Source organism: Paenibacillus etheri (assembly GCF_001012825.1).
Classification (GTDB): domain Bacteria; phylum Bacillota; class Bacilli; order Paenibacillales; family Paenibacillaceae; genus Paenibacillus_AQ; species Paenibacillus_AQ etheri.
This window is the reverse complement of sequence record NZ_LCZJ02000026.1, coordinates 255,289-279,804: the sequence shown is the minus strand read 5'-3', so window position 1 is coordinate 279,804 and position 24,516 is coordinate 255,289. Positions and strand designations below refer to the sequence as shown.

At 40.6% G+C, this 24,516-nt stretch carries 25 protein-coding genes and 1 pseudogene; 14 read left to right on the top strand and 12 right to left on the bottom strand.

Features of this window, described 5'->3' with window-relative positions:
• Nucleotides 1–356 precede the first annotated feature (356 nt).
• The 3 genes from UQ64_RS16365 to UQ64_RS16355 form a co-directional block, all read right to left on the bottom strand.
• Nucleotides 357–1,559 carry an MFS transporter gene (locus UQ64_RS16365; protein WP_060624504.1) on the bottom strand — a complete coding sequence of 401 codons (1,203 nt, stop codon included), beginning with the start codon at nt 1,557–1,559 and terminating at the stop codon, nt 357–359.
• A gap of 24 nt (nt 1,560–1,583) precedes the next feature.
• The gene (locus tag UQ64_RS16360) at nt 1,584–2,165 is read right to left on the bottom strand and encodes a TetR/AcrR family transcriptional regulator (RefSeq protein ID WP_060624503.1); all 582 of its coding nucleotides are present in this window, start codon (nt 2,163–2,165) and stop codon (nt 1,584–1,586) included.
• 96 nt (nt 2,166–2,261) lie between these two features.
• Nucleotides 2,262–2,711 (bottom strand): MarR family winged helix-turn-helix transcriptional regulator, encoded by a 450-nt coding sequence (locus tag UQ64_RS16355; RefSeq protein WP_060624502.1) that lies wholly within the window; start codon nt 2,709–2,711, stop codon nt 2,262–2,264.
• Nucleotides 2,712–2,879: 168 nt separating this feature from the next.
• On the opposite strand from UQ64_RS16355, the gene UQ64_RS16350 reads away from it, so the two are divergent.
• Nucleotides 2,880–3,749 carry an SDR family NAD(P)-dependent oxidoreductase gene (locus UQ64_RS16350; RefSeq protein WP_060624501.1) on the top strand — a complete coding sequence of 290 codons (870 nt, stop codon included), beginning with the start codon at nt 2,880–2,882 and terminating at the stop codon, nt 3,747–3,749.
• A 236-nt stretch (nt 3,750–3,985) separates the two neighbouring features.
• On the opposite strand, the gene UQ64_RS16345 is transcribed toward UQ64_RS16350, so the two are convergent.
• The gene (locus UQ64_RS16345) at nt 3,986–4,351 is read right to left on the bottom strand and encodes a VOC family protein (RefSeq protein ID WP_060624500.1); all 366 of its coding nucleotides are present in this window, start codon (nt 4,349–4,351) and stop codon (nt 3,986–3,988) included.
• A gap of 238 nt (nt 4,352–4,589) precedes the next feature.
• On the opposite strand from UQ64_RS16345, the gene UQ64_RS16340 reads away from it, so the two are divergent.
• The 3 genes from UQ64_RS16340 (at nt 4,590) to UQ64_RS16330 (ending at nt 6,135) form a co-directional block, all read left to right on the top strand.
• Nucleotides 4,590–4,811, top strand: a complete 222-nt coding sequence (locus UQ64_RS16340) for an FMN-binding protein (protein ID WP_060624499.1) — start codon at nt 4,590–4,592, stop codon at nt 4,809–4,811.
• 20 nt (nt 4,812–4,831) lie between these two features.
• Nucleotides 4,832–5,353, top strand: a complete 522-nt coding sequence (locus tag UQ64_RS16335; RefSeq protein ID WP_060624498.1) for a flavodoxin family protein — start codon at nt 4,832–4,834, stop codon at nt 5,351–5,353.
• Between the two features lie 134 nt (nt 5,354–5,487).
• A complete protein-coding gene (locus UQ64_RS16330) occupies nt 5,488–6,135 on the top strand; it encodes a hypothetical protein (protein WP_042186601.1) in 648 nt (215 codons plus the stop codon).
• A 99-nt stretch (nt 6,136–6,234) separates the two neighbouring features.
• Here UQ64_RS16330 and UQ64_RS30155 read toward each other — a convergent pair whose 3' ends face one another.
• Nucleotides 6,235–6,414 (bottom strand): helix-turn-helix domain-containing protein, encoded by a 180-nt coding sequence (locus UQ64_RS30155; RefSeq protein ID WP_209445815.1) that lies wholly within the window; start codon nt 6,412–6,414, stop codon nt 6,235–6,237.
• A 146-nt stretch (nt 6,415–6,560) separates the two neighbouring features.
• Between UQ64_RS30155 and UQ64_RS16325 the strand changes: the two genes are divergently transcribed.
• Nucleotides 6,561–7,370: an acyltransferase domain-containing protein gene (locus UQ64_RS16325; RefSeq protein WP_060624497.1), complete on the top strand. Its 810-nt coding sequence runs from the start codon at nt 6,561–6,563 to the stop codon at nt 7,368–7,370.
• A 265-nt stretch (nt 7,371–7,635) separates the two neighbouring features.
• Entirely contained in the window at nt 7,636–8,874 is a 1,239-nt protein-coding gene (locus UQ64_RS16320; RefSeq protein ID WP_060624496.1) for an RICIN domain-containing protein, read from the top strand.
• 131 nt (nt 8,875–9,005) lie between these two features.
• On the opposite strand, the gene UQ64_RS16315 is transcribed toward UQ64_RS16320, so the two are convergent.
• Nucleotides 9,006–10,010 (bottom strand): glycosyltransferase family 8 protein, encoded by a 1,005-nt coding sequence (locus tag UQ64_RS16315; protein ID WP_060624495.1) that lies wholly within the window; start codon nt 10,008–10,010, stop codon nt 9,006–9,008.
• 157 nt (nt 10,011–10,167) lie between these two features.
• Entirely contained in the window at nt 10,168–11,103 is a 936-nt protein-coding gene (gene coaA, locus UQ64_RS16310; protein WP_060624494.1) for a type I pantothenate kinase, read from the bottom strand.
• Between the two features lie 112 nt (nt 11,104–11,215).
• Here coaA and UQ64_RS16305 point away from each other — a divergent pair, with 112 nt between their 5' ends.
• Complete coding sequence (locus tag UQ64_RS16305; RefSeq protein ID WP_156417579.1) at nt 11,216–12,334, top strand: alpha/beta hydrolase family protein; 1,119 nt, start codon at nt 11,216–11,218, stop codon at nt 12,332–12,334.
• A gap of 96 nt (nt 12,335–12,430) precedes the next feature.
• On the opposite strand, the gene UQ64_RS16300 is transcribed toward UQ64_RS16305, so the two are convergent.
• Nucleotides 12,431–12,811 (bottom strand): VOC family protein, encoded by a 381-nt coding sequence (locus tag UQ64_RS16300; protein ID WP_209445814.1) that lies wholly within the window; start codon nt 12,809–12,811, stop codon nt 12,431–12,433.
• 219 nt (nt 12,812–13,030) lie between these two features.
• On the opposite strand from UQ64_RS16300, the gene UQ64_RS16295 reads away from it, so the two are divergent.
• Nucleotides 13,031–14,071: an NADH:flavin oxidoreductase/NADH oxidase gene (locus tag UQ64_RS16295; RefSeq protein WP_060624491.1), complete on the top strand. Its 1,041-nt coding sequence runs from the start codon at nt 13,031–13,033 to the stop codon at nt 14,069–14,071.
• A gap of 203 nt (nt 14,072–14,274) precedes the next feature.
• Nucleotides 14,275–14,712, top strand: a complete 438-nt coding sequence (locus tag UQ64_RS16290; protein ID WP_082651167.1) for a MarR family winged helix-turn-helix transcriptional regulator — start codon at nt 14,275–14,277, stop codon at nt 14,710–14,712.
• An 85-nt stretch (nt 14,713–14,797) separates the two neighbouring features.
• On the opposite strand, the gene UQ64_RS16285 is transcribed toward UQ64_RS16290, so the two are convergent.
• Nucleotides 14,798–15,391 carry a GNAT family N-acetyltransferase gene (locus UQ64_RS16285; RefSeq protein WP_060624490.1) on the bottom strand — a complete coding sequence of 198 codons (594 nt, stop codon included), beginning with the start codon at nt 15,389–15,391 and terminating at the stop codon, nt 14,798–14,800.
• Between the two features lie 251 nt (nt 15,392–15,642).
• On the opposite strand from UQ64_RS16285, the pseudogene UQ64_RS16280 reads away from it, so the two are divergent.
• The 5 genes and pseudogenes from UQ64_RS16280 to UQ64_RS16260 form a co-directional block, all read left to right on the top strand.
• Nucleotides 15,643–17,556, top strand: a pseudogene (locus tag UQ64_RS16280) (LamG-like jellyroll fold domain-containing protein); the annotation flags it as partial.
• 255 nt (nt 17,557–17,811) lie between these two features.
• Nucleotides 17,812–18,333: a serine O-acetyltransferase gene (locus UQ64_RS16275; protein WP_060624488.1), complete on the top strand. Its 522-nt coding sequence runs from the start codon at nt 17,812–17,814 to the stop codon at nt 18,331–18,333.
• 110 nt (nt 18,334–18,443) lie between these two features.
• A complete protein-coding gene (locus UQ64_RS16270) occupies nt 18,444–20,279 on the top strand; it encodes a UbiD family decarboxylase (protein ID WP_060624487.1) in 1,836 nt (611 codons plus the stop codon).
• A gap of 499 nt (nt 20,280–20,778) precedes the next feature.
• A complete protein-coding gene (locus UQ64_RS16265; protein WP_060624486.1) occupies nt 20,779–21,477 on the top strand; it encodes a hypothetical protein in 699 nt (232 codons plus the stop codon).
• Nucleotides 21,478–21,646: 169 nt separating this feature from the next.
• On the top strand, nt 21,647–22,111 hold the full coding sequence (locus UQ64_RS16260) for a DUF2269 family protein (protein ID WP_060624485.1): 465 nt from the start codon (nt 21,647–21,649) through the stop codon (nt 22,109–22,111).
• Here the strand turns inward: UQ64_RS16260 and UQ64_RS16255 are convergent.
• From UQ64_RS16255 to UQ64_RS32200, 3 genes are all read right to left on the bottom strand, one after another.
• Nucleotides 22,083–23,243, bottom strand: a complete 1,161-nt coding sequence (locus UQ64_RS16255) for a glycosyltransferase family 4 protein (RefSeq protein WP_060624484.1) — start codon at nt 23,241–23,243, stop codon at nt 22,083–22,085. The two genes, UQ64_RS16260 and UQ64_RS16255, sit on opposite strands and share 29 nt — an antisense overlap.
• Nucleotides 23,244–23,390: 147 nt before the next feature.
• Entirely contained in the window at nt 23,391–24,233 is an 843-nt protein-coding gene (locus tag UQ64_RS16250) for a sugar phosphate isomerase/epimerase family protein (RefSeq protein WP_060624483.1), read from the bottom strand.
• Between the two features lie 18 nt (nt 24,234–24,251).
• Complete coding sequence (locus tag UQ64_RS32200) at nt 24,252–24,458, bottom strand: hypothetical protein (protein ID WP_245238027.1); 207 nt, start codon at nt 24,456–24,458, stop codon at nt 24,252–24,254.
• Between the last annotated feature and the right edge of the window lie 58 nt (nt 24,459–24,516).

Genomic DNA, 24,516 nt, shown 5'->3' with positions numbered 1-24,516 from the left:
AGGGTGTCCTGAAATGGAGTTTTCATAGCCCTCTAAAAGACGCCCGTATAATTTGAATTTAAAATCATTAGAGGAGCGTAGCGAAGGGGAAATTTGGAACTGTAGGAGCGAAAGCGACCGCCTTTGTCTCCGGATTTCATCCGCGAACAGCGGTACAATTCAAGAAGTTCTTACGACAATAGCGGCCGGAAGTCCAAATATTCCCCGTAGTTACAACTGACACCTTGGATGTATAGTCTTCAGGGAAATTAGTATTGGGACTTTTTCAGTGGCCTCCCTAATGGGCGGTCTGTTTCTTTCTAGATCAGATTTGAGGTGATAAACCATCATTAGAGGGAATTGTGAGTGTCCTCACCTTAATTTACCAATCCGCTAGCGGATTGTTTTTCTTTCCATACCATCGTAATTATAAGACCAATAAACATAATGACAGCCGCAAAGAGATACGGATAATTGATGTTTACATCAAATAATACTCCGCCTAGTGCAGGTCCGATGATATTACCGAGGCTGGTATAGGTTGAGTTCATGCCAGCGACAAAGCCTTGCTCTTTTTCAGCAGTTTTTGATAAATAGGTTGTTAATGCCGGACGGAGCAGGTCAAATGCGAGAAAGATGAAGCAGGTTACTAGCAGAACGGTTAAATAGTTAGAGATTACCGTGGATACTACCGCTAAGGCTACGCCAGCAATTAAGCAGAGTTGGATGAGCTTCTTTTCACCGAGTTTATCAACCATTTTACCAAACAAAAAGACTTGCACAACCACTCCAAAGATTGAGCTTATTGTAATGATGGTTGCAATATCTCGTGGAGTGAAGCCAAATTTATGATCAGAAAACAGACTAAATACTGTTTCATATGCTGATAAACCAAAAGCCAGAACAAAGACGATTATAAAGGCAATAATATATGCTGGGTGAAACGATCGTTTCAGATCAGTGATAAAGTTGGTATCTTTTTTAAGCTTACTGATTTCCAAAAGCTGCTGTTTGGATAATGGCTCTTTTAGAATAAATATCGACGAAATACAAGTGATTAAGGCAAAACCAGCTGCAAAGTAGAATGGAGCACGTATACCTAGCTCAGTGATAAAACCTCCGATCCCTGGGCCAATAATAAAACCGATACTAATGGCGGCAGAAACATAACCCATAGCCTTAGGTCTTTCCTCTACTGAGGTTATATCTGCAACATAGGCAGTGACACCAGGCATAATAAATGCACCACTAATCCCTCCAAGAATTCTGGCGAAATAAAGAACGGATACATGCGTGCCTAAACCAAAGATCAATTCCGATGCACTGAAGAGTACTAAGCCGATTACGATCATTTTTTTTCTGCCGTAAGTGTCAATCCATCGCCCTGCCAGAGGAGACATGAGTAGTTGAGCGAACGCAAATGCTGCTACAAGATACCCCATCGTTTTGCCTGACAAATGCATAATATTCATAAAGGATGGCATAACAGGGACGATTAGCCCAACGCCTAGAAAAACAATGAATATATTACTTAGTAGAATGAGTAAGACTGTTTTTTGTTCTTTCAATGGTTTCTTCATGAAGTAATACCTCTCTTTGTAGAATCACAGCTGTGAAATACCTCTCCAAAATACGGTCCATGAGGCATTTAGTTTTTCATTTAAGCGTGTTTCATTATTTCCATACACAAGCTCTAGCATGATCGAATCTACTACACCTAAGAAAGCAAGTGTAGGGATCGAGGCTGCATCTTCCCTAATGACTTTGGCATCAATCCAAGCTTGGAATTTGCTTTCAAGTATAGGTTGAATCTTTTTCTCCGTGTCGATTACTTCTTCATCAATTGCTGTAGCAAGATGGGGCGGTGGAAAAAAAGAGATACGCAGCCAAAATGTTAACTGCTCATTCTTTTGAAACATATCAATGACCAATTGCAGATATCCTAATAAATCTGCTTTAGGATTTTGGGTACCCACCGTACTCAAATATTGTAGTTTCGATGAGATTTCTGTCTCTTTGGCATCTTGCAATACTTGCAGGAAAAGATCATCTTTCCCTTTGAAATGAGCATAAAGAGATTGTTTTTTCATCCCAACCAACTCGGCAATTTGCGATAGAGAGGCTCCCTCATACCCATGAGTTGTGAAACATTTCAAAGCGGTGTCTTTAATTTCTTTTCTTTTCAAAAAATCACCTCGTTATTAACGAACGTTCGTCAGTTATACTAACAAAATTAATTGTTTTATGCAAATGAAATTTAACTTCAGAGCACAGTAAGGCGGCTAAAATCCATTGAATTCCTTAAGCATTTGGATAAAGGTTTCAAGCTGCTGATTATCCCATTGCGCTATGCGCTCATAAAATACGAACTCCTTATCCTGCAGCGCATCATAGGTTTTTTGTCGTCCAAGATCTGTGAGCGTAAGAAAGATAGCTCGACGATCCTTAGGAGAGTCTTCCCTTTGAACATACCCTAAATTCTCAAGCTGTTTGAGAAGACGACTGACCGAACTACGATCCATAGCTGTTGCTTCCGCCAAAGCAGAGGCGCTAGTCGGTCCATAGGAATACAGCCAACGGACGATATGGAAAGCTGCAGGCTGTATAGAAGAATCGAATGAGGCAGCAGTTTTGACATTAAGCGCATGCGCTGCGCTAATCAGTGCATTGATTTGTTTACCGAGCTTTAGCTCCATTTGTCCTCTTAATGAATCTTTGCATTCGATATTCATTGTTTTAACCACCTAACCTAGATTTTTATTCAAAAGGTTCATGTTTTAAATTAGTTGACATATATCAATCACCTGCATATAGTTGACATATATCAATTATATATTTTCGACCATACGCTGTCAAAATGAACTTGCAGCTGTTTAAGTCCTACATAAAGGAGAATGAAGATGATGACAGAGCCGATTATTGCAATTACTGGAGCTACAAGCGGGTTGGGACAACGCGTTGCCATTGAAATGGCAACGCGTGGGGCTCATCTTGTTCTCACGGCAAGGAGTAAAAGTCGCGCAGAAGCTACTGAGAACTTGATAAGGGAAAGCGTACCTGCTGCCGAAGTAAATTTTTTCTACGGGGATTTATCTTTATTGAGGGATGTCAGTCGTTTAGGGCAAGAAATATCTGATGCATATCCGAAGATAGACGTGTTATTAAATAACGCAGGACTTCATGCTTTTGAACAGAGGATCACTTCTGAAGGTTTATCAGAAATGATGGCTGTGAACTATTTTGCACCATGGATATTGACTCATACATTACAGCATTCTTTAAAAGCAGCGGGTAGCGCAAGAATTATAAATGTGGCTTCTGAGGCTTCACGTAATCATGGAGAACTTAAGCTTCCTGAGGATTTGATAAATACATCTGATTTTTCGGCTAGAGGTTCGTCAGAGATCTATGGAAAAACAAAGCTGCTGAATATCATGTTTACCGCTGAACTTGCTCGCCAATTCACGGGGACCGAAGTTACTGTTCACGCATTAAATCCAGGTTTTAATGTAACGGGTTTGGGGCGTGAGTTGTGGTTTGCACCTATCCTTGAGCGTGTATTGAAAATTCTTCATATAGGGAATCCACGTAAGGGAGCTGATATCATTATTCGGTTAATGATCGATCCCAAATATCAGGAGACCACAGGGGGATATTTTAATGTTGGAACAGGCAATCCAATAGTACCCGTACATCCAGGTGGAGATAAGGAAATGCAGAATAAATTATGGCATGATACGCGATTAGTAATCCATCAGATAACTCAATGACAAAGGGAGCTGAGCCTAAAGTAGAACTTTCTCAGCAAAATACATCAAGATCTCAGCAAACGGCTCAAGCGATCTCCTATTCCGTTAGTCAGGAAATTAGGAGGTTGACGGGTCTCGCAAAATAACAGAATGAGCCAAACACTAAATAAATCATAATTGAAAAAAAGGAGTGTCACCGCAGCCATGCCATTTCATGGCTTTTGGGACACTCCTCTTTTTGTTTGAAAAGCGCTAGCCTAGCTATGCTCCGCTAATTGTACCTCGAAGCCGTCCGGGTCCAGTATATAAAAGAATCGCAGATGCGGATTTGGCGTGATCGGTCCGCGTGCGACGGGAATGCCGTGGCTTTTCAAATACTCTATGGCATCGTCGAGCGATTCCACTTCGAAACCAACAGAAACGCCGCATTCCGGTTTCAGTGCCGGGTCACTACCCTGAATAAGCTCGATTTTGGGCTGATCCACAGTGCCTAACATAACAATTTGTTTTCCTCTGCTCTCAAACCTACGGTCAATGGGAAGCCCCAGAATCCGGTTATAAAAATCAAGGGAAGCCTCCAGATTGCGCACCCTAAGCGTTATCCAATTCATGCTCAATTTCATGATTGTAATGTCCTCCTCTATCTAGTTCTATGAAAACGTCGTTTCTTCTTAATTATACGCTTTCTTATTGACTAAAAGTTCGTAATATTGAACCTAATTCACGAAGGAATACATAATTGTTAAACGCTTCCTTGAATTCTAGAATGATGATAATGGGATTATATTACTTTTTCAAATCCAAAATCAGTCTGGGAGGTTGTCATAATGAAGCTTAAATTTTCGCTGGCCATCTTTATCATTGACCAGGGGTCAAATTTTCGATATTAAAATACTCAAAGGCGCTTTAGATAAAAATGGAAACCTACTGAAACTGAAGGGTGGGATAAGCATTGGTGATTTGTTTAGACATGTGATTGAATCACAAGCTCTTCAGGTAGACGTTATTAGCGGTGCAACGCTTACCTCTAAAGCACATCTTAAGGCACTAGAAAATGCACTGGAGCAGGCAAAGACGAAATAATTCGTTTCAGGAGGGCTAAGATGAACATTGCAGTCATATCGTATTCATTCTCAGGCAACAATGATACATTAGCTGGCAGTGTGGCTAAAGAACTGTCGTCTGAATATTTTCAGATTTCTGAATCCAAACCTCGGACATTGAGTACCATTACAATGGATATGATTTTCAGCAGGATACCGTTGGTACAGCCATCACCTAATTTATTAGTAAAGTATGATTTGATACTCTTTTTCGGGCCGATCTGGATGGGGCAAGTGACCACACCACTCCGACCCTATTTAAAGCATTTGAAAACAAATCCGAACAAGTATGGTTTCATTTCAATCAGCGGTGGAGCGGACGGACCCAACACGAAGGTATCAGGCGAACTCAGAAAAAGAACTGGGGCAGATCCCGTTGTATTTATCGACCTGTATATCGCTGACTTCATATCGACAAATCCTAAACCGACACGGAAAGCTACTTCTGCTTACAAGTTAGATCCTGGGGATATCAAACAATTAACCAGTACAATAGTAAAGAAATTAATGGATGTGACTTAACTGAGAGTTCACCTATAACTAAGCGGCAGAGATGCCGTTTATTTTTTTTCTCCTCAACTGGTAGGAATTTGTCTATTATTAAAGTGTCAGTTCAATTCGCTAGATGGTATGATAGGAGCGGGAGGGAATTTAAAATGACCAATGAGATAACAAATGAGAACGAAGAAACATTAAACGAGAACGAGGAAATAACCAATGATCCAGAAATGTCTGAGGAGGATATGAATAAGCTAGTGATGGCTGTTCATCATAACGGTCTCGTAGCTTTGAGAGTGCACTTTCAAGACGTTGAAGGACAAGTGTTGAATATGGAGGCCTACGGCCCGGTTTTTGTTTTTCACGTGAAGTCTGAGTTAGACCATGTCTATTCTTGTGGCTTTTTTCTGCGTGAATTGATTGCAAGATTCCAATCGGGTAAGGATCCTGCAGCATGGATGGCTTCATTCTTTGTTGATCTGATGAAGATTGAGGGAGGCAAAACGCTTCCAAAACCGCCTTCAAGTGAAGAAGAAGCTAAAGCGATCATAGACAATGTGTTAGTTCCGCAATGTATTAAAGAAATCACTGAAGAATTTGCGCCAGAGGATGTACACGTTGGCCTAGCTTGGAACGAAAAACTTGGTCCGGTCTTCGAGGCTGGATTTCCAGCGATAAGCGATGGGAATAACGTGTGTGCGTTCCCACTGCATTTATTGTTAACCCACTTGCAATTAAATCGGGATCCTTCCGAACTGCTTGTTCAAGGTATGTATAACATCCGCAAGGAACATGGATTGGAGTAAAACAGGCTCTGAGCCCTGACCATCCATAAAACAAAGAAACGGTACAAATGCCGTTTCTTTGTTTTATTTTATGAGTTTTTACAAACCAAATCCGTAGAGTCAATTCACTTCAGAAGCGCTTTTGAATTTGCTAGGTGTTAAGCCTGTAATGAGTTTAAATACTTTACTGAAATAATATTGATTGTTATAACCGACCATATCTGCGATATCTTTAAACTTGAGGATGGAGCCGTATCTTATCATTAACCCTTCTACATCACCAGAGAATAAATTTATCACTGATGCAGGAGTTCCTTGTGCAGTAACGAAAGCATCTACATTAGATCTGTTGCTCTTTTGCTTATCCGCGAGCTATTCACGCATTGTATCACCGCTTCGGAAATTTTGAATCAGGATGCGGAACTGAGAATGGAGGAGGTTTTCTAGTGAACATCAGAGTATTGTGTGAAGGGATAAAGCTTGATCCTGCTGCTAGACAGCAGGTTTATGAGTTTCAGATGAAAGAGGATGAATATCTAGTTTATAAACAACATTTTTATTTTGACAGATTTTCTTTTTTTGAATCTGTGAAACCATCGGAAGGCTATCGAAAGCTACTATTATATTTATTTGTAAGATTCGCAGTAGATGCTTATGAAGAGTATCGTATTCGTAACATTGAGGATGAGATCTATTTTGATACATTCTCAGATATTCAGATCTGGTGTACGCAATGTCTGCGTGATTACGGTGAATATGGTATTGAAGAATATAACTGGCTACAGGAGCATGTTCAGCTTCGTTTATTTCGTTTGGGAAGAATGCAATTTCAACCTTATGCAATGGACCGGGAGTTAGTCGTTGATGGTTGTACAATCTTTACCAATCAAATCGTGCTTAATGTGCACATTCCAGCGGGAGATCCTTTATCCGTTCAAAGTGTGGAGGAATCCTTTCAGTTAGCCAGAGCTTTTTTTAGGGGTATAACTTCAGTATTTATTTGTCATTCATGGCTGCTCGATCCTGAACTACGTGAGATCTTGAAACCGGAATCGAACATTATTCAGTTTCAGAGTCAGTTCAACATTTATGAAGTCGATAAAAGTTCGAAGGAAGCAGAAGAAAGAATATTTAATAAGCTAAGAGCGAACCCACATGAATACGAAGAGAACACCCAATTGCAACGGAGTGCAAAAGCTTATCTAATCGCAGGTGGGAAGTTAGGTAGTGGCTATGGAATTAAAGTACATAAGTAAAGTTTAAATCTTGGCATATTACGGATAGAGAAGACGTACACTGCAAATGAAGTAATGCGTTAACCTGGCTCTGGCTGTAATAGCTGGTTCTGGGGATAGCGTCTTATTTTATCCAAAAACGAAACCGGTTTCAAATGTGCGAGCGCGCCGTGCAATGAAATCAATAAAGATCAAAGAGGTGATTCCATTGGGCTGACCCTGGGCAGATATCGTCTTAAGCATTCCTGTGTCCTATAATTTTTTCATTTATTAGGAGGAGACGACGATGTTGAGAAAAGGAAAAATGCTAAGTCTATTTCTGCTGTTCACACTCATGATTGCTCTAGTGCCTACTGGTAATTCAAGTGCAGCCTCGAACTGGAATCTGGTATGGAGCGATGAATTTGACGGGGATTCTCTGAATACTAATAATTGGTCGGCTGAAATCGGCACGGGGATCGACGGTTGGGGAAACCATGAGCTTCAGTATTATACTAGTCGTCCACAGAACCTACAGGTAACAGGTGGGAATCTAGCAATAACAGCGCAAAAGGAATCTTATGGAGGAATGAATTATACCTCTGCACGGATCAAAACACAGGGACTTAAAAGTTTTACCTATGGAAAAATCGAAGCTAGAATCAAGCTGCCTTCAGGCCAAGGACTCTGGCCGGCGTTTTGGATGCTGGGATCGAATATTGATTCGGTGGGTTGGCCGAAATCTGGGGAAACGGACATTATGGAGCATGTGAACAATAATGCTTCTGTTAATGGGACGGTACACTGGGATGCCAATGGGCATGCCAGTTATGGTCAGGTTTCCGGTAATCTTGATTTCTCTCAGTACCATGTGTACAGCGTGGAATGGGATGCGAATTATATTAAATGGTTTGTAGATGGCAACCAATATAATGCTTTTTATATCGAGAACGGAACGGGAAATACGGAGGAATTCCAGAAACCCTTCTTCATTCTGCTAAACCTTGCAGTGGGTGGGGATTGGCCTGGAGGACCAAACGGTTCAACTGCTTTCCCTGCACAAATGCTGGTTGATTACGTACGTGTGTATCAGACTACGCCTAACTCAAGCATCGTCAGTGACGGGATTTATACTTTGGCTGATAAGGCTAGTGGTAAGGTTCTCGACGTTGTAGATGTATCTACAGCAAACGGGGCAAAGATGCAGCAATGGACCAATTACACAGCCAATAATCAGAAATTCAAGGTGGAAAGTACGGGAGACGGCTACTATAAGCTGACAGCAGTGCATAGTGGAAAAGTGTTGGATGTGCCGAACTCATCAACCGCCAGCGGTATACAGTTGCAGCAGTGGGATGACAATGGTACCAACGCTCAGCGCTGGAGCATTGTAGATGTAGGGGGTGGCTACTACAAACTAATTTCTAAAGTGAGTGGATTAGCTATGGATGTAAACGGAGCCTCAACAGAGGATGGAGCAGCGGTTCAGCAGTGGACGGATAATGGAAGCGATGCTCAGAAATGGTTTTTTACTAAAGTGAACTAAAAGGATTTATTATACGATCATGTTCAAAAAACACGGCAGAGTGCCGTTTTTCAGAATGACGAGAAACCCAATTCACTGGATGGTCTTGGGTTTCTCGACAGCCTGAGCCCCTATTCAATAGGGGCTGCTTTTTAGCGTTTTATGCGTCGTTGGTTTTGTATTCTTGTATTGATTACAATCCCGTTCCTTCTTCTAATCGTTCGAACTAATTTCAATTGGAATAACGAAACGGGTGAGATTCTTGTGCGGATAATTTTAATTTTACGTCTATAAATGATTCGTCTATTACTTTTTCGTATGAACCGCTGCTTAACATAGCTGACCTTCCGTCTTCTTCGTTTTAATTTGGCTTTAAAAGCTCTCCAAGGGGTTAGATTTAGGAACTTACGATATAGCGCAAATCCTGAGGAATCTTTATTCCAGCATTTTTCATCTCCGGCAAAATGGACAATTTTATTATTGTAGTCATGATCTGGGATGGCCATGTTAAATGAATTAAAACGGATATCGAGAGGGAGGTAATTCGCTCCAAAAACTGCATTTAGAACATCCTGGTCAGGCATGGTGACATCAGGGAAAGTGCGCAAGAAGTTCAGCATCTCATGGTACCAGTTCGTATTCTGGCGGATATTATTCAGAGCAAATACGATCACTCCAGAATTAAAATAAACCTCAGGATTCAGCCCTTTGGCGCTCACAATTGGTGCAACATCCATAATGCCCTGATCCCAAATCGCCCCTAAATATTTTTCATTCAGCTCGATCTGCCACAGTTCAGCAATGTCCATATTTACTAATACATCACAATCCAGATAAATAATTTTGTCAGCAGGAATTAATGCGGGAAGCAGCAACCGGTACATACTTGCATGTGTCCACATATCGATAGAATTAATATTGGCAAGAATCTGGAGCAAATCTTCGGGTAAAGTAATCGAATAAAAGCTAATCGTATGCTGGTGTTTAGTGATTAATCTGACGAGCTTTCGCTTGTTAACTTCGGTTAAAGAGGCATCATGTAAAATATGAACATGGATTGGGGAACTTGTATGATGAAAAACTGACGCTAAAACGACACCGGCATGCTCTGCATATTGTCCATCCTTATCTTGAAAGGCCAAGGCGATTTCGATCATTTGATTTATCCTCTCTCTACATTAGTGTACGAATGTACCACAGTATACGTTTGTCTTGACGAGGGGATAAAGGCATTACACCTACGATATTCACCCAATTTATTATGCACATGAAAAAACCAAGCTCTGCAGATCAGAGACTTGGTTTGCAATTTGCTTATTTTCGCAGCTTAATGCGATCTATGTGATGGTTGTTATTTTTAAATAGTATAAGATCTGCGCGATTTCTGGTTGGTAAAATATTGTGTATCAAATTTACATAATTGATTTCTTTCCATATTCTTTTTGAGATCTCGATAGATTCTTCTAGTGATAATTGTGCATATTTTTTAAAATAAGATTGCTCATCTTGGAAGGCGGTATCTCTAAGCTTAATAAACCGATCGATATACCATTTCTCTATATTATTCACATCAGCATCAACATAAATTGAGAAATCAAAGAAATCAGATACAAAATAGTTTGGCACATTTTGATTAATCGTCAAACTAGTCTGAAGAACATTTAATCCTTCAACAATTAGGATGTCCGGGTTCTCGATCGTGATATATTCTTTTGTCACAATATCATAAGTTAGGTGCGAGTATACAGGGCTTTGAACACTCGAAACACCAGACTTCACTTTAGTTAAAAATGAAATCAAACTACGTGTGTCGTAGCTTTCAGGAAATCCTTTTTTCTTCATAATTCCGCGCTTTTCTAGCTCGGCATTGGGGAGTAGGAACCCGTCCGTCGTAACTAAATCTACTTTAGGGTGAGAAGGTAATTGAGAGAGGAGCTTCTGAAGAAGTCTAGCGGTTGTACTCTTGCCAACAGCGACACTTCCGGCAATACCTATGATAAAGGGACCACTTTTAAGATCGTTGTTAAGAAAGTGATTTATAGATTCTTTAAATGTATGAGAGGCTTGAAGTTGCAAATTTATCAATTCGGACAGAGGAAGATAGACTTCATTTACATCCTCAATCGAGATTTTATCGTTAATACTTTGGATATCGGTAAGCTCTTCTTCTGATAATTGGATAGCGGTGAAATCGCTTAGTTTTTTCCAATCCTCACGTAAATAAAGTGTATATGCTGAATTATTCACCATTATAGTTTCCACATCCCTGAATTTTATAAAGATTCGATTGCACATAGGTATTATAACCGTTCATTCAACTTGATTCCATTCATAGCATTCGACATTAGTATGGACATTTATAGTGAATGAGGAAGAATGGAGTGGAACAATGAGAGTTTTTCGAAAAGTTAAATTATTAACGGATTACACGCGCAAGGGTACGTTCCAAGAAGAGTCAGAGTCCAGAAAAATCGTAATAAGTATTTATTATCCGGATACGGATGCTTTGCTCGATAACAACGAATCTGAAATGAAATATATGGATCTTTACTGCCCCTGTGAACTACAAGCCAGAGCAATTCTACAAGATATTGGTATGAATATGGATATCATAGATGGATTATCTACCTCAATCAGCGAGGGAACATTGCAACAGAAATCCAAACGATCCTATCCAGTTATTATCTACTCTCCCGCACTGGGCTTAGATAGAGATATGTATATTTACAATATACAATCGCTGGTAAAGCAAGAATTCATAGTGGTAACTGTTAGTGCTGCTTGTGAAGCCATGTTTACTGTTTGTCCAAGTGGAGAATTTATTCATCAATCAGAAGTCATGAGGACAATACAGGCTACAGATTATAGCGAATTACATCACTTAATTTCTATTCGAAAAAAGGATATACAGTATGTCTTGGATTACCTATCCCATTTGAATTCTAAGGATAAGGACAGAATGGGAAGTTTTGATTTGGATAAGGTTGGCATTATTGGACACTCGATCGGTGGAGCTACTGCATTAGATTTAACTATGGAAGATGATAGAATTAAAGCCGCAGTATTATTAGATGCAAGTATGCATTTATATTTTGAGAATGAAGTGAAGAACAATACGGTACCCCTACTTGTATTAAGGCAAAAGGCCTCTGCTTTAGAATCTCTAAGCAATATTTTACAGGAGAAATTAGCAAATGATTTCATCAAAGGACAAGAGAAGCTTTATCGGAATTGGAACGGATATAAATCTTTTTTGAAAATACGAAGTGCTACACATATGTCCTTTAGTGATATGCCACTTTTTGAGGAGGACGAGATTTTATATCAAAGAACATGTGGAACTCATAATCAGATAAATGAACTTGTCGCTAAGTTTTTTCAAGAGCATCTATTAGATCAGGGAAATGCTTATTCTACATTAATTGCGCATAATCATAGTGATTTCTGTGTGATTAATGGCAGTGGAGATGAAATTTTGTGAATTAGCATACAGAATTACAAGGGATGTTCGTGTGGGTAAGAAGCTATGTGGTCTCTTCTGAAAAATAAGAAAAACGGCCGAGAGCCGTTTTTTTTCTTATTCTTTGATCCCAAAAGCAATCCAGCGCCCATCGACATCTTCAATAACAAATTCCTTGTTATTATAGTCAGTATTTGCTAATGCTCGAACAATGTTAACGCCAGCGGCTTCGAATTCCTTCTCCAGTTGTTCTTGCTGCTTCGTAATAAAATAGGCATCGTAACCATATCCATACAATTCTCGATTAGGAATTACCCTTTGTCCTTGGGAGTGTGTAAGAATAATTTCTGTATCATCACGATATAGACAAATATGCGGTTCTTCCGTATCTAAATAGGGCACAACTTGAAAGCCTAAGTATTGACTATAATAAGCAGCCGTTTGCTCAATGTTGAGGGTAGGAAAGATACTATGTGATTGTAAAAGTTTTTTACCCACTTGTGAGTTCATCCTTTCTAAGGAAATAGATATCCATATATTACCTTGGGATAGGGATTTCAACAATATGTAGAGTTTTATTCTGCAGGTGGCATTTGTAGTTGACACCATCGATATTCTATAATAATATACATGCATGAGCATGCATTAATAATTTCTGCTAAAACATTGTCCCAATGTTCATAATAAATTTAGTTTTTTATAAAGAGGAGAGATATCATGAAGGACTTGTTCACCCCGTATGAAATGAAGGATTTGAAATTGAAGAATCGGGTGGTTATGCCTCCGATGTGTCAGTATTCCGTGACTAACAAGGACGGAATTGCTACCGATTGGCATTATAATCATTACGTAAGTCGCGCCATTGGTGGAACTGGATTAATTATTATTGAAATGACCGATGTGGAGCCTGATGGCCGAATTTCTGATTTTGACCTTGGTATTTGGTCCGATGAGCAGATTCCTGCACTAGCTAGAATTGTTGATGCTTGTCATTCCTATGGAGCAAAAGTAGGTATTCAAATTGCTCATGCTGGGCGCAAAGCTGAAGATGCAGCAGTTCCTGTATCCTCATCTGCCGTTCCATTTGATGCAGACTCCAAAACACCACGTGCTCTTACGACTGATGAAGTGAAGGGTATGGTTGAGAAATTCCGGCTCAGTGTGAAGCGTGCGATTCAAGCGGGGTTTGATGTTATCGAGCTTCATGGTGCGCACGGTTATCTTATTCATCAGTTCCATTCACCACTAACGAATCAAAGAGCAGATGAATATGGCAAGGATTTGACCTTGTTCGGTACTGAAATTATTCGTGCAGCGAAAAGTGAAATGCCTGAAGGAATGCCATTGATTATGCGTATCTCAGCTCAAGAATATGTAGAAGGCGGATACGGCATTAAAGAAAGCTTAGCATTTAGTAAAGCTTATAAAGAAGCTGGCGCAGATATTTTCCATATCAGTGCAGGTGGTGAAGGACCTATCGCGGCTGCTGACAAGCCAGGAACACATGCGGCGTATCAAGTTCCTTTGGCAAGAGAGATCAAATATGGCTTGAATGTTCCGGTGATTGCTGTTGGTAGATTGGATGAACCAGCTCTTGCTAATGCAGTGATTGGGAATGAGGATGCAGATCTTGTTGCCGTAGGACGGGGGATGCTGAGAAATCCATATTGGACCTTAGAGGCTGGGGTTGAGCTTCAGCAAGACCCAGGCATTCCTCAGCAATATGCTTTTGGATTTCCTAGAATTAAAGGAAATTAAAGCTGATCCTTACCTCAAAGTACTTACAGTTTAATTATTATAATCGAAATTAAAATGTATCATTTGGAGAGAGGCCGGCTTCTTGGAGAAACGGTCTTTTCTCTTTTTTGGATTAAGCTTGGCACAATAGATGTGGAGTGTAGTACTATTATATAGAAGAAAAAATTCATGAATAGTCATACGCTCAGGAGATGAATATATAGATGGACAAAATGATTAACAATGACCTTATCACGAACTGGTTGACGTTAACACATATACAAATGAATGTGACGAATGAATTAGAAGTTAATTTGCAAGCGAATCATGGCTTATCTTTAAAAGAGTTCTACTTGTTATTATTCTTGTCGGAGGCCCCAGAGAAAAAATTGAAATTGCAGAAACTCGAATCCATGGTTGGTTTAAGCCAAAGTGCCGTTTCACGATTAGTTAGCCGATTTGAAGCCAAGGGCTGCGGAGCTTTAGAGAGAAAAGCATGCGATAGTGATCGCAGAAGTATTTATACCTCCCTAACCTCTATTGGTGAGGCCAAGCTCATCCGTGCACAAGAAACCTTTAAAGAGACGCTACTGACGGCATTCCCGGAAAAAGATGTGGAACAGCTTCTAGAGCAAATGCTTCGTATGAAGCAACAATCTTGAATCAACATAAAAAACCTCTGTTTTGGTAAATGGACCTCATTCTCTATTTCCCATACAGAGGTTTTTTGCGTGAGATTTACTCATTCTATTTCCGCTTGGAAAGCTGGTAATAATTATAATTATCATGTTCAATCGTAATCTCATTAATGAAGTCGAAGTCACATTTTTGTAGGACTCTATTAGAGGAAGTATTCTGTATCAGAGCAATAGCGTTTAATACATCGGTAGAGGTGTACTCAAACAAATACTTAATTAATCCCTTGGTAGCTTGTGTGGTATAGCCTTTGCCGCGATGATCCTTGGATATGGCATACATAATCTCTCTGTTCGGAGCGGGTAATTCATCCTTCATTCCTGTACAGCACCAACCAATAAACTCCCCCGTCTCTTTTAAAATAATGCCTAAACGAAGACGTAGCTCCCCGATGTTTCCATCCGCTGAGACCGCTTGTAGAAACTGTTGGTTTTCTTTTATTTCATAGTTTATTAACCAATCTAGCCGTTGTTCTTTAGGAACATTCCAGTCTGGCAGAAATTCTATGATTTCAGGCTGCATGGTAAGTGCATGAAACTCGTCTAAATCCTCCACTCTAAACTCTCGTAACAGGATATCTTTACATTCAATTGTGAAGATATCACGTTTTGTTGACTCGAAACCTACTCGGTTATTCAAATTCATCTCTCCTTCGTACATTCAAATTCATTTTATCATGAATAAAAAGGTCGATTTGGTAATCTTTAAGTATAAAAAAAGTTTTCTTTTATTTCACATAGATATTAATTGATTAATATATTAATTGATTATAAAGTGTGTTATTATGTTTCGTATAAAGGGAAAATGGTCCACAGATGAGTCGGTTTTGTTGTAGTGATGAGTAGAATGGTTAGGATTTTATGATTTCTAATACAAAAGATGACAGGTGATCTGCTATGAACAATGACAACAGTAATACATCTATTAATGGTAATTTGATAGCGCATTATAAGTTTGATAACCCGGATCATGTGGGTCAAGATTACTCGGAGAATGGGAATGATGGAACCGCTTCAGGGACTAAGCTGCCATCCATTCAGACTGTAGCAGGTAGAAGTGCTGTTTCACTAGCGGGTGGAGAACATGGAACATCCTATATTTCGTTGCCGGATGATCTTCTTAAAGAGGTCAGCGACCAAACGGGCATTACTGTCTCGACTTGGATGCATGTAAGTACTGCCGGGAGCTTATGGGAAAGACTGTTTGATTTCGGTAAAGGTGAGACAGGACCCTATATTTTCTTAACACGAAATTTCCGGGGAAGTTGCTTTGCTGGGGAAGATTTAGTCGCAGATCCTGGTAAATCCTTTGCTGCGGGTGAATGGGTGCATGTCGCCTTTGCGGTCACAGGAACAAAAGGTGGAACACTAAGCAGTGCAGGACCCATGATGTATGTAAATGGTGAGGTCGTTGCGGATGGAATGATTAGTCAGACTTCTAGCGGTACATATGCTAAGCTACGTGCGTGGTTTGCTACATTTGAGGACCAAGTTAATTATAGTAACAATACGATCGGCAAGTCCCAATACGCTGCAGATGTAGATTTTGGCGGCTCTCTTTCGGACTTCCGTGTATATAAAGCGGGATTAACGCAGGACGAAGTGATTGAGATTATGTGTGAGTCTTTGACAGATGAAGAGATTGTTAAGCTCGCAAAAGATAAATATTTAACCTTCACTAGTTCAATCATCACCAAAGATATCGAATTGCCAGCTTCGCTCATGGGTGGAAAAGTTGATGTGTCTTGGGTATCCAGTGATTCAGCGATCATAACTAATGAGGGTACCCTGAATAAAACCGTCCAATCTGCTCAAGGCGTAACGCTGACTGCTGTTTTGAAAAAAGGTGATAGTACAGTAGAAAAGAGCTTCACTGTATCTGTGCTACCAGAAGGTTTGCCACCCTACACCTTAACGATCGATGGAAACCATGAGATTTTGGATGTTAGCGAAGTTCTATATGGCCTATTCTATGAAGATATTAATAATGCGGCAGATGGTGGAATTTATGCAGAGTTAGTGCAGAATCGTTCCTTTGAGTCATTTGCTTTTGACAGTTATTCGCATGTATGTGGTGTGCATGGGACTTCAACGGGAAGAAATTATACACCTCTGCATGCATGGTCTGGTGATACGGACAAAATGACTGTCCACAATACAGGTGGATTGAACGATTTCTTCGGCATCGAAGATAAAGATATGAATGCGCATTATGTGACAGTGGCAGATGGCGCGACGATCAATAATAGAGGCTTTGCGGATTCCAATCAGCACTGCTCAATGTTTATTAAGAAGTATGCTAAGTATAACTTCACGATTTGGGCGAAGGCAGAGGCAGCGGGAACAATCACCCTGCAATTGCTCGACAAAGATGGTAAAGCCATTAGTGATGCAACGGTAGTTGAGGTGAACGGTGACGGTAAATGGAAGAAATATGGTGTCGATTCTAAGCTTGTATTAACAGGATCTGAGACTGTACTCGGTCAGTTGGCTTTAACCTTTAACGGTGAGATTTCTATTGATATGGTTTCCTTAATGCCGGAAGATGTTTGGGGCGCTGGGGTAGAAGAACGTTCTGCTACAGCTCATGCTAACTATAAAGGAAATTCGAACTATAGATTGAGAAAAGACTTAGTGAACGCACTTGTTGATCTTCATCCTACATTCTTACGTTTCCCGGGGGGCTGTATTTCTGAAGGTTCTCACATTTGGGAGAATGTGTACGATTGGAAAGAGTCCGTCAACGATATTGAGCTTCGCAAAGAGAACTATAACGTATGGGGCTATATGATGACCATGGGTCTTGGGTATTCTTGATGAATCTCTGAATCTAACTTACACTGGTGAAAGCACAATCACCCGAATGACTCTCCATCCTGCGATCCTCCCAGAATATTTTTCAAAATATAAGAAAGTATAAGTTTCACGCTATACATCATCCTTCTATTTCTCGCTTAAACGCTTACCGTCCTTGTAAGGACGCCGAAGGCGTTTATGCTTGCCACACTAATGCTTTCATTTCACGAGAATATAGTTCATATCTTGCCCCTATAGGAGGATGATACAATGATGAAATCATTCAAAAAGGACTGGAAAGCAAATCTAAAAAACCCACAAACGATTATGGCTTTGTTTACTTATCGTTTTGGAAATTGGGTGTATTATCGGGTGAAAAGTGGCCTGATCCGCAAACCTTTGTGGCTCCTATACCGGATAATGGATGTGCTGTTTGTCCGAATTGTTGCCAATGGAGAGCTTCATGCAGAGGCTCAAATTGGTGATGCGCTTCATTTACCGCATGGGTTAAATGGAATTATTATTAGTCCTAAAGCAGTGATCGGCAACAACGCTACTATTTTTCACCAAGTGACCATTGGGGGGAGAAATAACTTAGGGGAACCTGTGATTGGCGATAGAGCATTTATCGGAGTAGGTTCTAAGATTCTAGGGCCGATTACGCTGGGGAACGATGTTAACATCGGAGCCATGTCTGTTGTGGTTAAGGACGTGCCGGATAATGCTTCGGCTGTGGGGATTCCTGCCAGAAATATTTTGCGAGATGAACCCAAACCTGAGAATACAAGATAACGGCGGGATATTCTAGTACATAGGGTATCGCTTTATTTTAAAAAGTTAAAGGGTATAATTAAAGCATCCAAGAAATCTTGTAATAACCTTCTAGAGATCGGAGTAATGAAATGAAATATAGCAATTTAGAAGAGTGTGTTAATGATTTAGAGAAACATGGACATTTGGTTCGTATTCGTGAAGAAGTGGACCCTTATCTGGAGATGGCCGCGATTCACTTGAAGGTTTATGAAGCTGGTGGCCCTGCATTATTATTTGAAAATGTAAAAGGCTCGAAATTTCGTGCCGTATCTAACCTTTTTGGAACGCTAGAGCGCAGTAAGTTTATCTTTCGGCGTACTTGGAACTCCACACATAACGTAATTGCTCTTCGTAACGATCCTGTAAAAGCACTCAAGAATCCTTTTAAATATGTAGGGACAGGGTTATCCGCGAGAAAAGCATTGCCTATCAAAAAGCCAGGGGGTCTACCAAGCGGTTTTCAGGAAATCAGTATTTCTGATCTTCCGCTGATCACACATTGGCCAGAGGATGGTGGTGCTTTTGTCACTTTGCCGCAAGTGTATTCTGAAGATCCAGACAAGCCCGGTATTATGAATTCCAATCTGGGGATGTACCGTGTTCAGTTGAATGGTAATGATTATGAGCTCAATAAAGAGGTTGGCATTCATTATCAAATTCACCGCGGTATCGGCGTGCATCAAGAAAGAGCTAATCGAAAAGGAGAACCGCTTAAAGTGAGCTGTTTTATCGGCGGACCTCCAGCGCATACGTTATCGGCTGTAATGCCTTTGCCAGAGGGTATGAGTGAGATGATCGTTGCCGGTTTACTTTCGGGACGTCATTTTAGCTATAGCTATGTAGATGGATATTGCATTAGTAATGATGCGGATTTTGTGATTACAGGGGAAATTCATCCTGGTGAGACGAAGCCGGAAGGGCCTTTTGGCGATCATTTAGGCTATTACAGTTTGGTACATCCTTTTCCAGTTATGAAAGTACATAAAGTGTACGCTAAAAAGAATGCCATCTTTCCATTTACGGTTGTCGGCAGACCACCACAAGAGGATACTGCTTTTGGTGAGTTAATTCACGAGTTGACGGGCGGAGCTATTCGCCAAGAAATCCCGGGCGTTAAAGAAGTTCACGCAGTAGATGCTGCGGGTGTTCATCCCCTTTTATTTGCGATAGGCAGTGAACGTTATACACCTTATCAACAAGTGAAACAGCCAGCGGAGATTCTTACGATCGCGAATCGGATATTAGGCACAGGTCAGCTTAGTTTAGCTAAGTTCTTGTTTATTACAGCCGAAGAGAAACAACCTGTCAGCACACATGATGTTGAGGATTTCTTGACGTATATTCTAGAGCGAATTAATCTTCGCAGAGATATTCATTTCTATACGAATACAACGATTGATACCCTTGATTATTCTGGTACAGGATTAAACAGCGGAAGTAAGGTGATTTTTGCTGCGGTTGGGGAGAAGAAAAGAGAGTTATGTACAGAGGTTCCTGACATACTTAAAGAACTACAGGGATTTGGAAATGCAAAGATGGTGATGCCGGGTCTCGTGGCGCTTCAAGGTACTAAATTCACTACTTACGCTGAAGCAGCGCAGGAAATGAACAAGCTTAGCGAGGCGATTCAAGAACAGGGAGCACTCCCATCTTGTCCGATGATTATTGTGTGTGATGATAGCGAGTTCTTAAGTGATAGAATTGAGAATTTCCTATGGGCGACGTTCACACGCAGCAATCCATCGCATGATATATATGGTGTGAATAGTTCTACGGAGTACAAGCATTGGTCATGTGATAACGTGATTATTGATGCGCGTGTAAAACCTCATCAAGCACCACCATTAATTCCGGATCCGGCGGTTCAAAAGCATATCGAACGACTATTTGCTCTGGGCGGCAGCTTAAGCGGGGTTCGAATCTAGTTCGTGGCTTTCAGAGGGGTGATAGGATGAATGTTTTAAGGAAAATAGCTTGTCTAACATTCGTACGCTCTTTACTCGGACGATATTAAAGCAATCGCTGAAAAGGCTGGTTGGCATATCCTTAAAGAGGATTCTATCCATTCCGCTTGGCTTCAGGATGGTCGCTGGGAGATCGATATTAAGCTATCTGAATATTTAAATGAGCTTGATGACTTGACTGGTGTTCCAGAGAAGTTTAAATCGCATCTTCAATCAGAAGTAAGATTACTAAAGTCATATGCAGAACATGAGAATATTAAGTCCATGTCTACCTTTGCGTGGATTGCAGAGTAAGCTGTTCACCGACCTTCTTGGGAAACCAAGAAGGTCTTTTTAATGGGTTTCCTATTTATATAATTTTTGCAACTTGCCGATTATACATAAAAAGGATTAAGAAGAATTAAGTTACTTATACACGCTATAAATTTATTGAATTTCAAAGCGGGGTGACACAGTACATATGAAGAAAATCGTAAGCAGGAGATCTATTCTGTTTTTTTTATTTAGCATAATATTCCTCATATTTTGTGCATTTGCAGGAGTAGAAATTTGGTGGTCATTATTAAATATCGCACTGAGCACGGATAAAGTGGGGATAATTAATTTTGAACCGCAATATGACCATCCTGATATTTCCCTGTGTATCTTATTGGCTGTAGTACTCTGCTACGTTCTGTTCGTAATATTCTTAATAAAGATTAAAAAGCAGAATCTAATGTTTATAGGTTTCATCATTTCTTTAGTCTTCTTTTTTAATGCACCTAGAGCTATGGTTTTGAAATTTAATGTAGAAAATTATTTTCATAAAGTTAGCATAGAAAGCAATTTTAAATTTATAGACAAAATCCAAACTGAAATTAACAATCGACATATTTCATCCTATTTAATTGATTTTAAAGCAAGCAAGGAAAGGGTAAAGGAGTTTAAAACAAGGTACGTTGTTGTACTAGTGAAAGATATTGAGGGAGTAATTACTAAAGATGAAGTATTATTTTTTTTAGATGCAGCTAAAGATAAAAAATTTAAAAACGTAGATTTATTATTTTATGATAAAGCTAAAGCAGATTCTATAACTATAGATATGGATTATAAGAATGGTATTACATATTGTTCACCCAACGATAAGTGTGAAGATTTTGGGATAAAAGAGGATGAATAGCCAGAAACAAGAAAGAGTCTGTTGTTTTGGGGAAAATAGTTTTACACTCCCATCATAGCTTGAAATTTATGCTGTAGTGAATATCTAAGATTTAAAGGATTCTACAAGACTAAATTCCCTATCATCGTCATATGAATCTAAACAACGAATGATAGGGAGGATTGTAATCATGGAATTGACGGATATCATCTCTAAAATTGTGGTAGTTATACATGTTATAGCAGCCATAGTGGGAATTGGGCCAGCTTTTGTGCTGCCAATACTGACAAGCTCAGCCAAGACAGGCAGCCAGCTTCGTTTTGTATTTGGCATGATGAAGAAAATAAACAGATTCCCCAAAACGGGTGGAATCACCCTGATCGTTACAGGTATTTTGTTAATGATCATTGATAAAATGGGCTTGTCGGTGTTGTGGATCAATCTTTCGTTATTATTTTTTATCGTGATAGAAGTCATTATTATTGGATTTGTTGAACCTCGATTGAAAAAGCTGACCCAGATCGTGATGGCCAGTGAAGGCGAAGAAATCCCTGAAGGTTATACCGCCGCTATGAACAAGATCGCTCCGTTAGAAGCAGCTGTACATGTGCTCACTATCGTCATTATTATACTAATGGTAGTAAAGCCGGTATAAGATCGAAGCGTCTATTCTCAATGATCTCTTCATAATCGCGAATGAGTCCATCAAAAATGCTCTCCCACGAGCGGCCGAGTGCCAGCTGTCGCCCCTCATAACCCATAGCAGCCAGCTTTTGGGGATACTCTACACATGCACAAATCTCACGAATCAAAGCATCCGGAGAACGAGGTGGGGCGATCATTCCCGTGCGACCGGGTGTAACCAGATCCTTTACCCCGCCTTCATTCACGGCAAGGACAGGCAGTCCAGAGGCCATTGCTTCAAGGACAACATTACCGAAGGTTTCCGTACTGGAAGGGAAGACGAATAGATCAGCTGAGGCATACAATTGAGCAAGCTCTTCACCGTGCTTGTAGCCTGTAAACGTGACATTTTGCGGCGCCTGCGCCCGCGTCTCTGATAGTAAGGGACCGTCACCAACAATCAACCAATGAACCTGAGCTTGCATAGACTCGGGGAATTGCTGCATGGCGAGAGCAAGGGTGTTGATATCTTTTTCAGGAGCGATCCTTCCCACATATAGTAGCAATAACGGCGCGGTAATTCCGTAACGATCACGGACCTGATGGCTGCGTTTTTTCGGAGTGTAGAGATTGCAGTCGATGCCTCTCGACCAAAGCTTCAAACGTTGAAAACCTTGAGCTTGGAGGGAATCGAGTGTTTCGTTGGAGGGCGCGAAGGTAGCATCACAGGACCGATGAAACCACTTCATGTACTTCCAATAAAGAGGAACGATTTTTTTCATCCGGTAATAATTAAGGTAGCGGTCAAAGTGGGTATGGTAGGAGGCGACATGAGGTAGACCAAGCTTTCGCGCATAGCGAAGGCCGCATAGGCCGATATTGAACGGAGTAGCCAAATGAAGCAGATCGGGTCGAAAAGCTTTTAGCTCTGACTGGATGGAGGACATATTCGGCAGCGCGAGTCTACATTCTGGGTACAAGAAAAAGGGGATACTGGTAATGGGACGTATGGGATCGGCATAACTGTCTTCAGGAGCAGATTTCGGCGAAAACAGCAGATGCTCGATACCTCGCCGTTTTAAATGAGTGGTTAAGCGCTGAAGCGTAAGTGAAACACCATTCGTCTGCGGAAGAAATGTGTCTGTAAATAAAGCAAGACGCATAGAACCCCTCCCAAATACTCTTGATGTCTTGATCATAACAGCTCATTATTTCATGGAGGTCAAACGGATGTTAAACAGAATATAAAAATCCACTGCACAAGTTAATGAGGTGTGCAGTGGACTTTTTAGTTTTAATGGGATGAAGCTCTACAGGGATTCATATATCCGCTGTAAAAGAGCGATGCTTTCTCTTAGATGCGATTCAGGAGTACTCTCTAAGATGCCCTGAATATGCGGACGTTCATATTTCATATAACGAAGAATCGGCTCAAACTCTAGCCACCCTTGACCTACAGGGACAATTTGTATAGCTCCATCTTGGACGATAAAGTCTTTTAAATGAATGATAGCAATTCGATTTCCTAAAAGCTTCAACGCCTCCGTAATAATAGCTTCTTGATGGAAGTAATTTGTAGGCGACATAAGATTTGCGCAATCCAATATGACCTGAAGATTGTTAGAAGGGACTTCATCCAGAAGTCGGCGGGTTAAGGGTGCGGTATATAGCGGATGATGAATTCCTGCTTCAATTCCTACCGTCACACCAAAACGTTCGGCCTCCGCCACCATAGCCTTAACCGATGTCACCACCTCTTGGAAAGCTTCTTCTGTAAAATTATCTGTGGTAAACCCTAATCCCACACTTCCGGTTTCCGTACCTACCAGACTAGCGCCGAAATCTCTGGCCAAGCGCAGATGGGTATTAAACGCGGCTAACGCTTGCGCCCGTTTGTGAGGATCGGTATCTACAATATTTACATAGCAGCCAAGCACTGCAATCTGAATACCTGCCTGTCTAAAAGCATTGCCATAATAACTGGCCGTTCCAGGGCTTATAGCCGTCAGACTAGGGGCACTATCAGGAAAAGATTTCTTAAGTGCAAACTGGATATGAGTGAAATGATATGACTTAATCTTTTCAATTAACTCTTGCAATGGAACCTGTGTGAAATCATGTGCTCGAACACCTAGATGAAGGGGGATGCTCATAGGATGTGATCGCTCCTCTTAGTAATGTTGTTTGTGTGGCGCTAATTTATCCCAGTCAAAGGTAACCCCAGTGCCAGTTACTTCAGGCGCAATCGCAATAGCCATCCCATTGTCTTTGTTAATCACTAGAGGACGTGTGGTGTATTGATCGATGGGGAAGGTATGCATTTCCAGATAACCTGCATTGGGCATAGCCGCTAACAAACTAACATGTAATTCCTGCATCCCATGTGTGGAGACGGAGAGGTTATAAGCCTAGTTTAATTTTGACAGCCTGGAGGCC

Excerpts from the sequence above, each read along its gene's own strand:
- UQ64_RS16365 (WP_060624504.1), bottom strand. The coding sequence starts at position 1,559 with ATGAAGAAACCATTGAAAGAACAAAAAACAGTCTTACTCATTCTACTA.
- UQ64_RS16355 (WP_060624502.1), bottom strand. The coding sequence starts at position 2,711 with ATGAATATCGAATGCAAAGATTCATTAAGAGGACAAATGGAGCTAAAG.
- UQ64_RS16350 (WP_060624501.1), top strand. The coding sequence starts at position 2,880 with ATGATGACAGAGCCGATTATTGCAATTACTGGAGCTACAAGCGGGTTG.
- UQ64_RS16345 (WP_060624500.1), bottom strand. The coding sequence starts at position 4,351 with ATGAAATTGAGCATGAATTGGATAACGCTTAGGGTGCGCAATCTGGAG.
- UQ64_RS16335 (WP_060624498.1), top strand. The coding sequence starts at position 4,832 with ATGAACATTGCAGTCATATCGTATTCATTCTCAGGCAACAATGATACA.
- UQ64_RS16330 (WP_042186601.1), top strand. The coding sequence starts at position 5,488 with ATGACCAATGAGATAACAAATGAGAACGAAGAAACATTAAACGAGAAC.
- UQ64_RS16320 (WP_060624496.1), top strand. The coding sequence starts at position 7,636 with ATGTTGAGAAAAGGAAAAATGCTAAGTCTATTTCTGCTGTTCACACTC.
- UQ64_RS16315 (WP_060624495.1), bottom strand. The coding sequence starts at position 10,010 with ATGATCGAAATCGCCTTGGCCTTTCAAGATAAGGATGGACAATATGCA.
- coaA (WP_060624494.1), bottom strand. The coding sequence starts at position 11,103 with ATGGTGAATAATTCAGCATATACACTTTATTTACGTGAGGATTGGAAA.
- UQ64_RS16295 (WP_060624491.1), top strand. The coding sequence starts at position 13,031 with ATGAAGGACTTGTTCACCCCGTATGAAATGAAGGATTTGAAATTGAAG.
- UQ64_RS16290 (WP_082651167.1), top strand. The coding sequence starts at position 14,275 with ATGGACAAAATGATTAACAATGACCTTATCACGAACTGGTTGACGTTA.
- UQ64_RS16285 (WP_060624490.1), bottom strand. The coding sequence starts at position 15,391 with ATGAATTTGAATAACCGAGTAGGTTTCGAGTCAACAAAACGTGATATC.
- UQ64_RS16275 (WP_060624488.1), top strand. The coding sequence starts at position 17,812 with ATGATGAAATCATTCAAAAAGGACTGGAAAGCAAATCTAAAAAACCCA.
- UQ64_RS16270 (WP_060624487.1), top strand. The coding sequence starts at position 18,444 with ATGAAATATAGCAATTTAGAAGAGTGTGTTAATGATTTAGAGAAACAT.
- UQ64_RS16265 (WP_060624486.1), top strand. The coding sequence starts at position 20,779 with ATGAAGAAAATCGTAAGCAGGAGATCTATTCTGTTTTTTTTATTTAGC.
- UQ64_RS16260 (WP_060624485.1), top strand. The coding sequence starts at position 21,647 with ATGGAATTGACGGATATCATCTCTAAAATTGTGGTAGTTATACATGTT.
- UQ64_RS16255 (WP_060624484.1), bottom strand. The coding sequence starts at position 23,243 with ATGCGTCTTGCTTTATTTACAGACACATTTCTTCCGCAGACGAATGGT.
- UQ64_RS16250 (WP_060624483.1), bottom strand. The coding sequence starts at position 24,233 with ATGAGCATCCCCCTTCATCTAGGTGTTCGAGCACATGATTTCACACAG.
- UQ64_RS32200 (WP_245238027.1), bottom strand. The coding sequence starts at position 24,458 with ATGCAGGAATTACATGTTAGTTTGTTAGCGGCTATGCCCAATGCAGGT.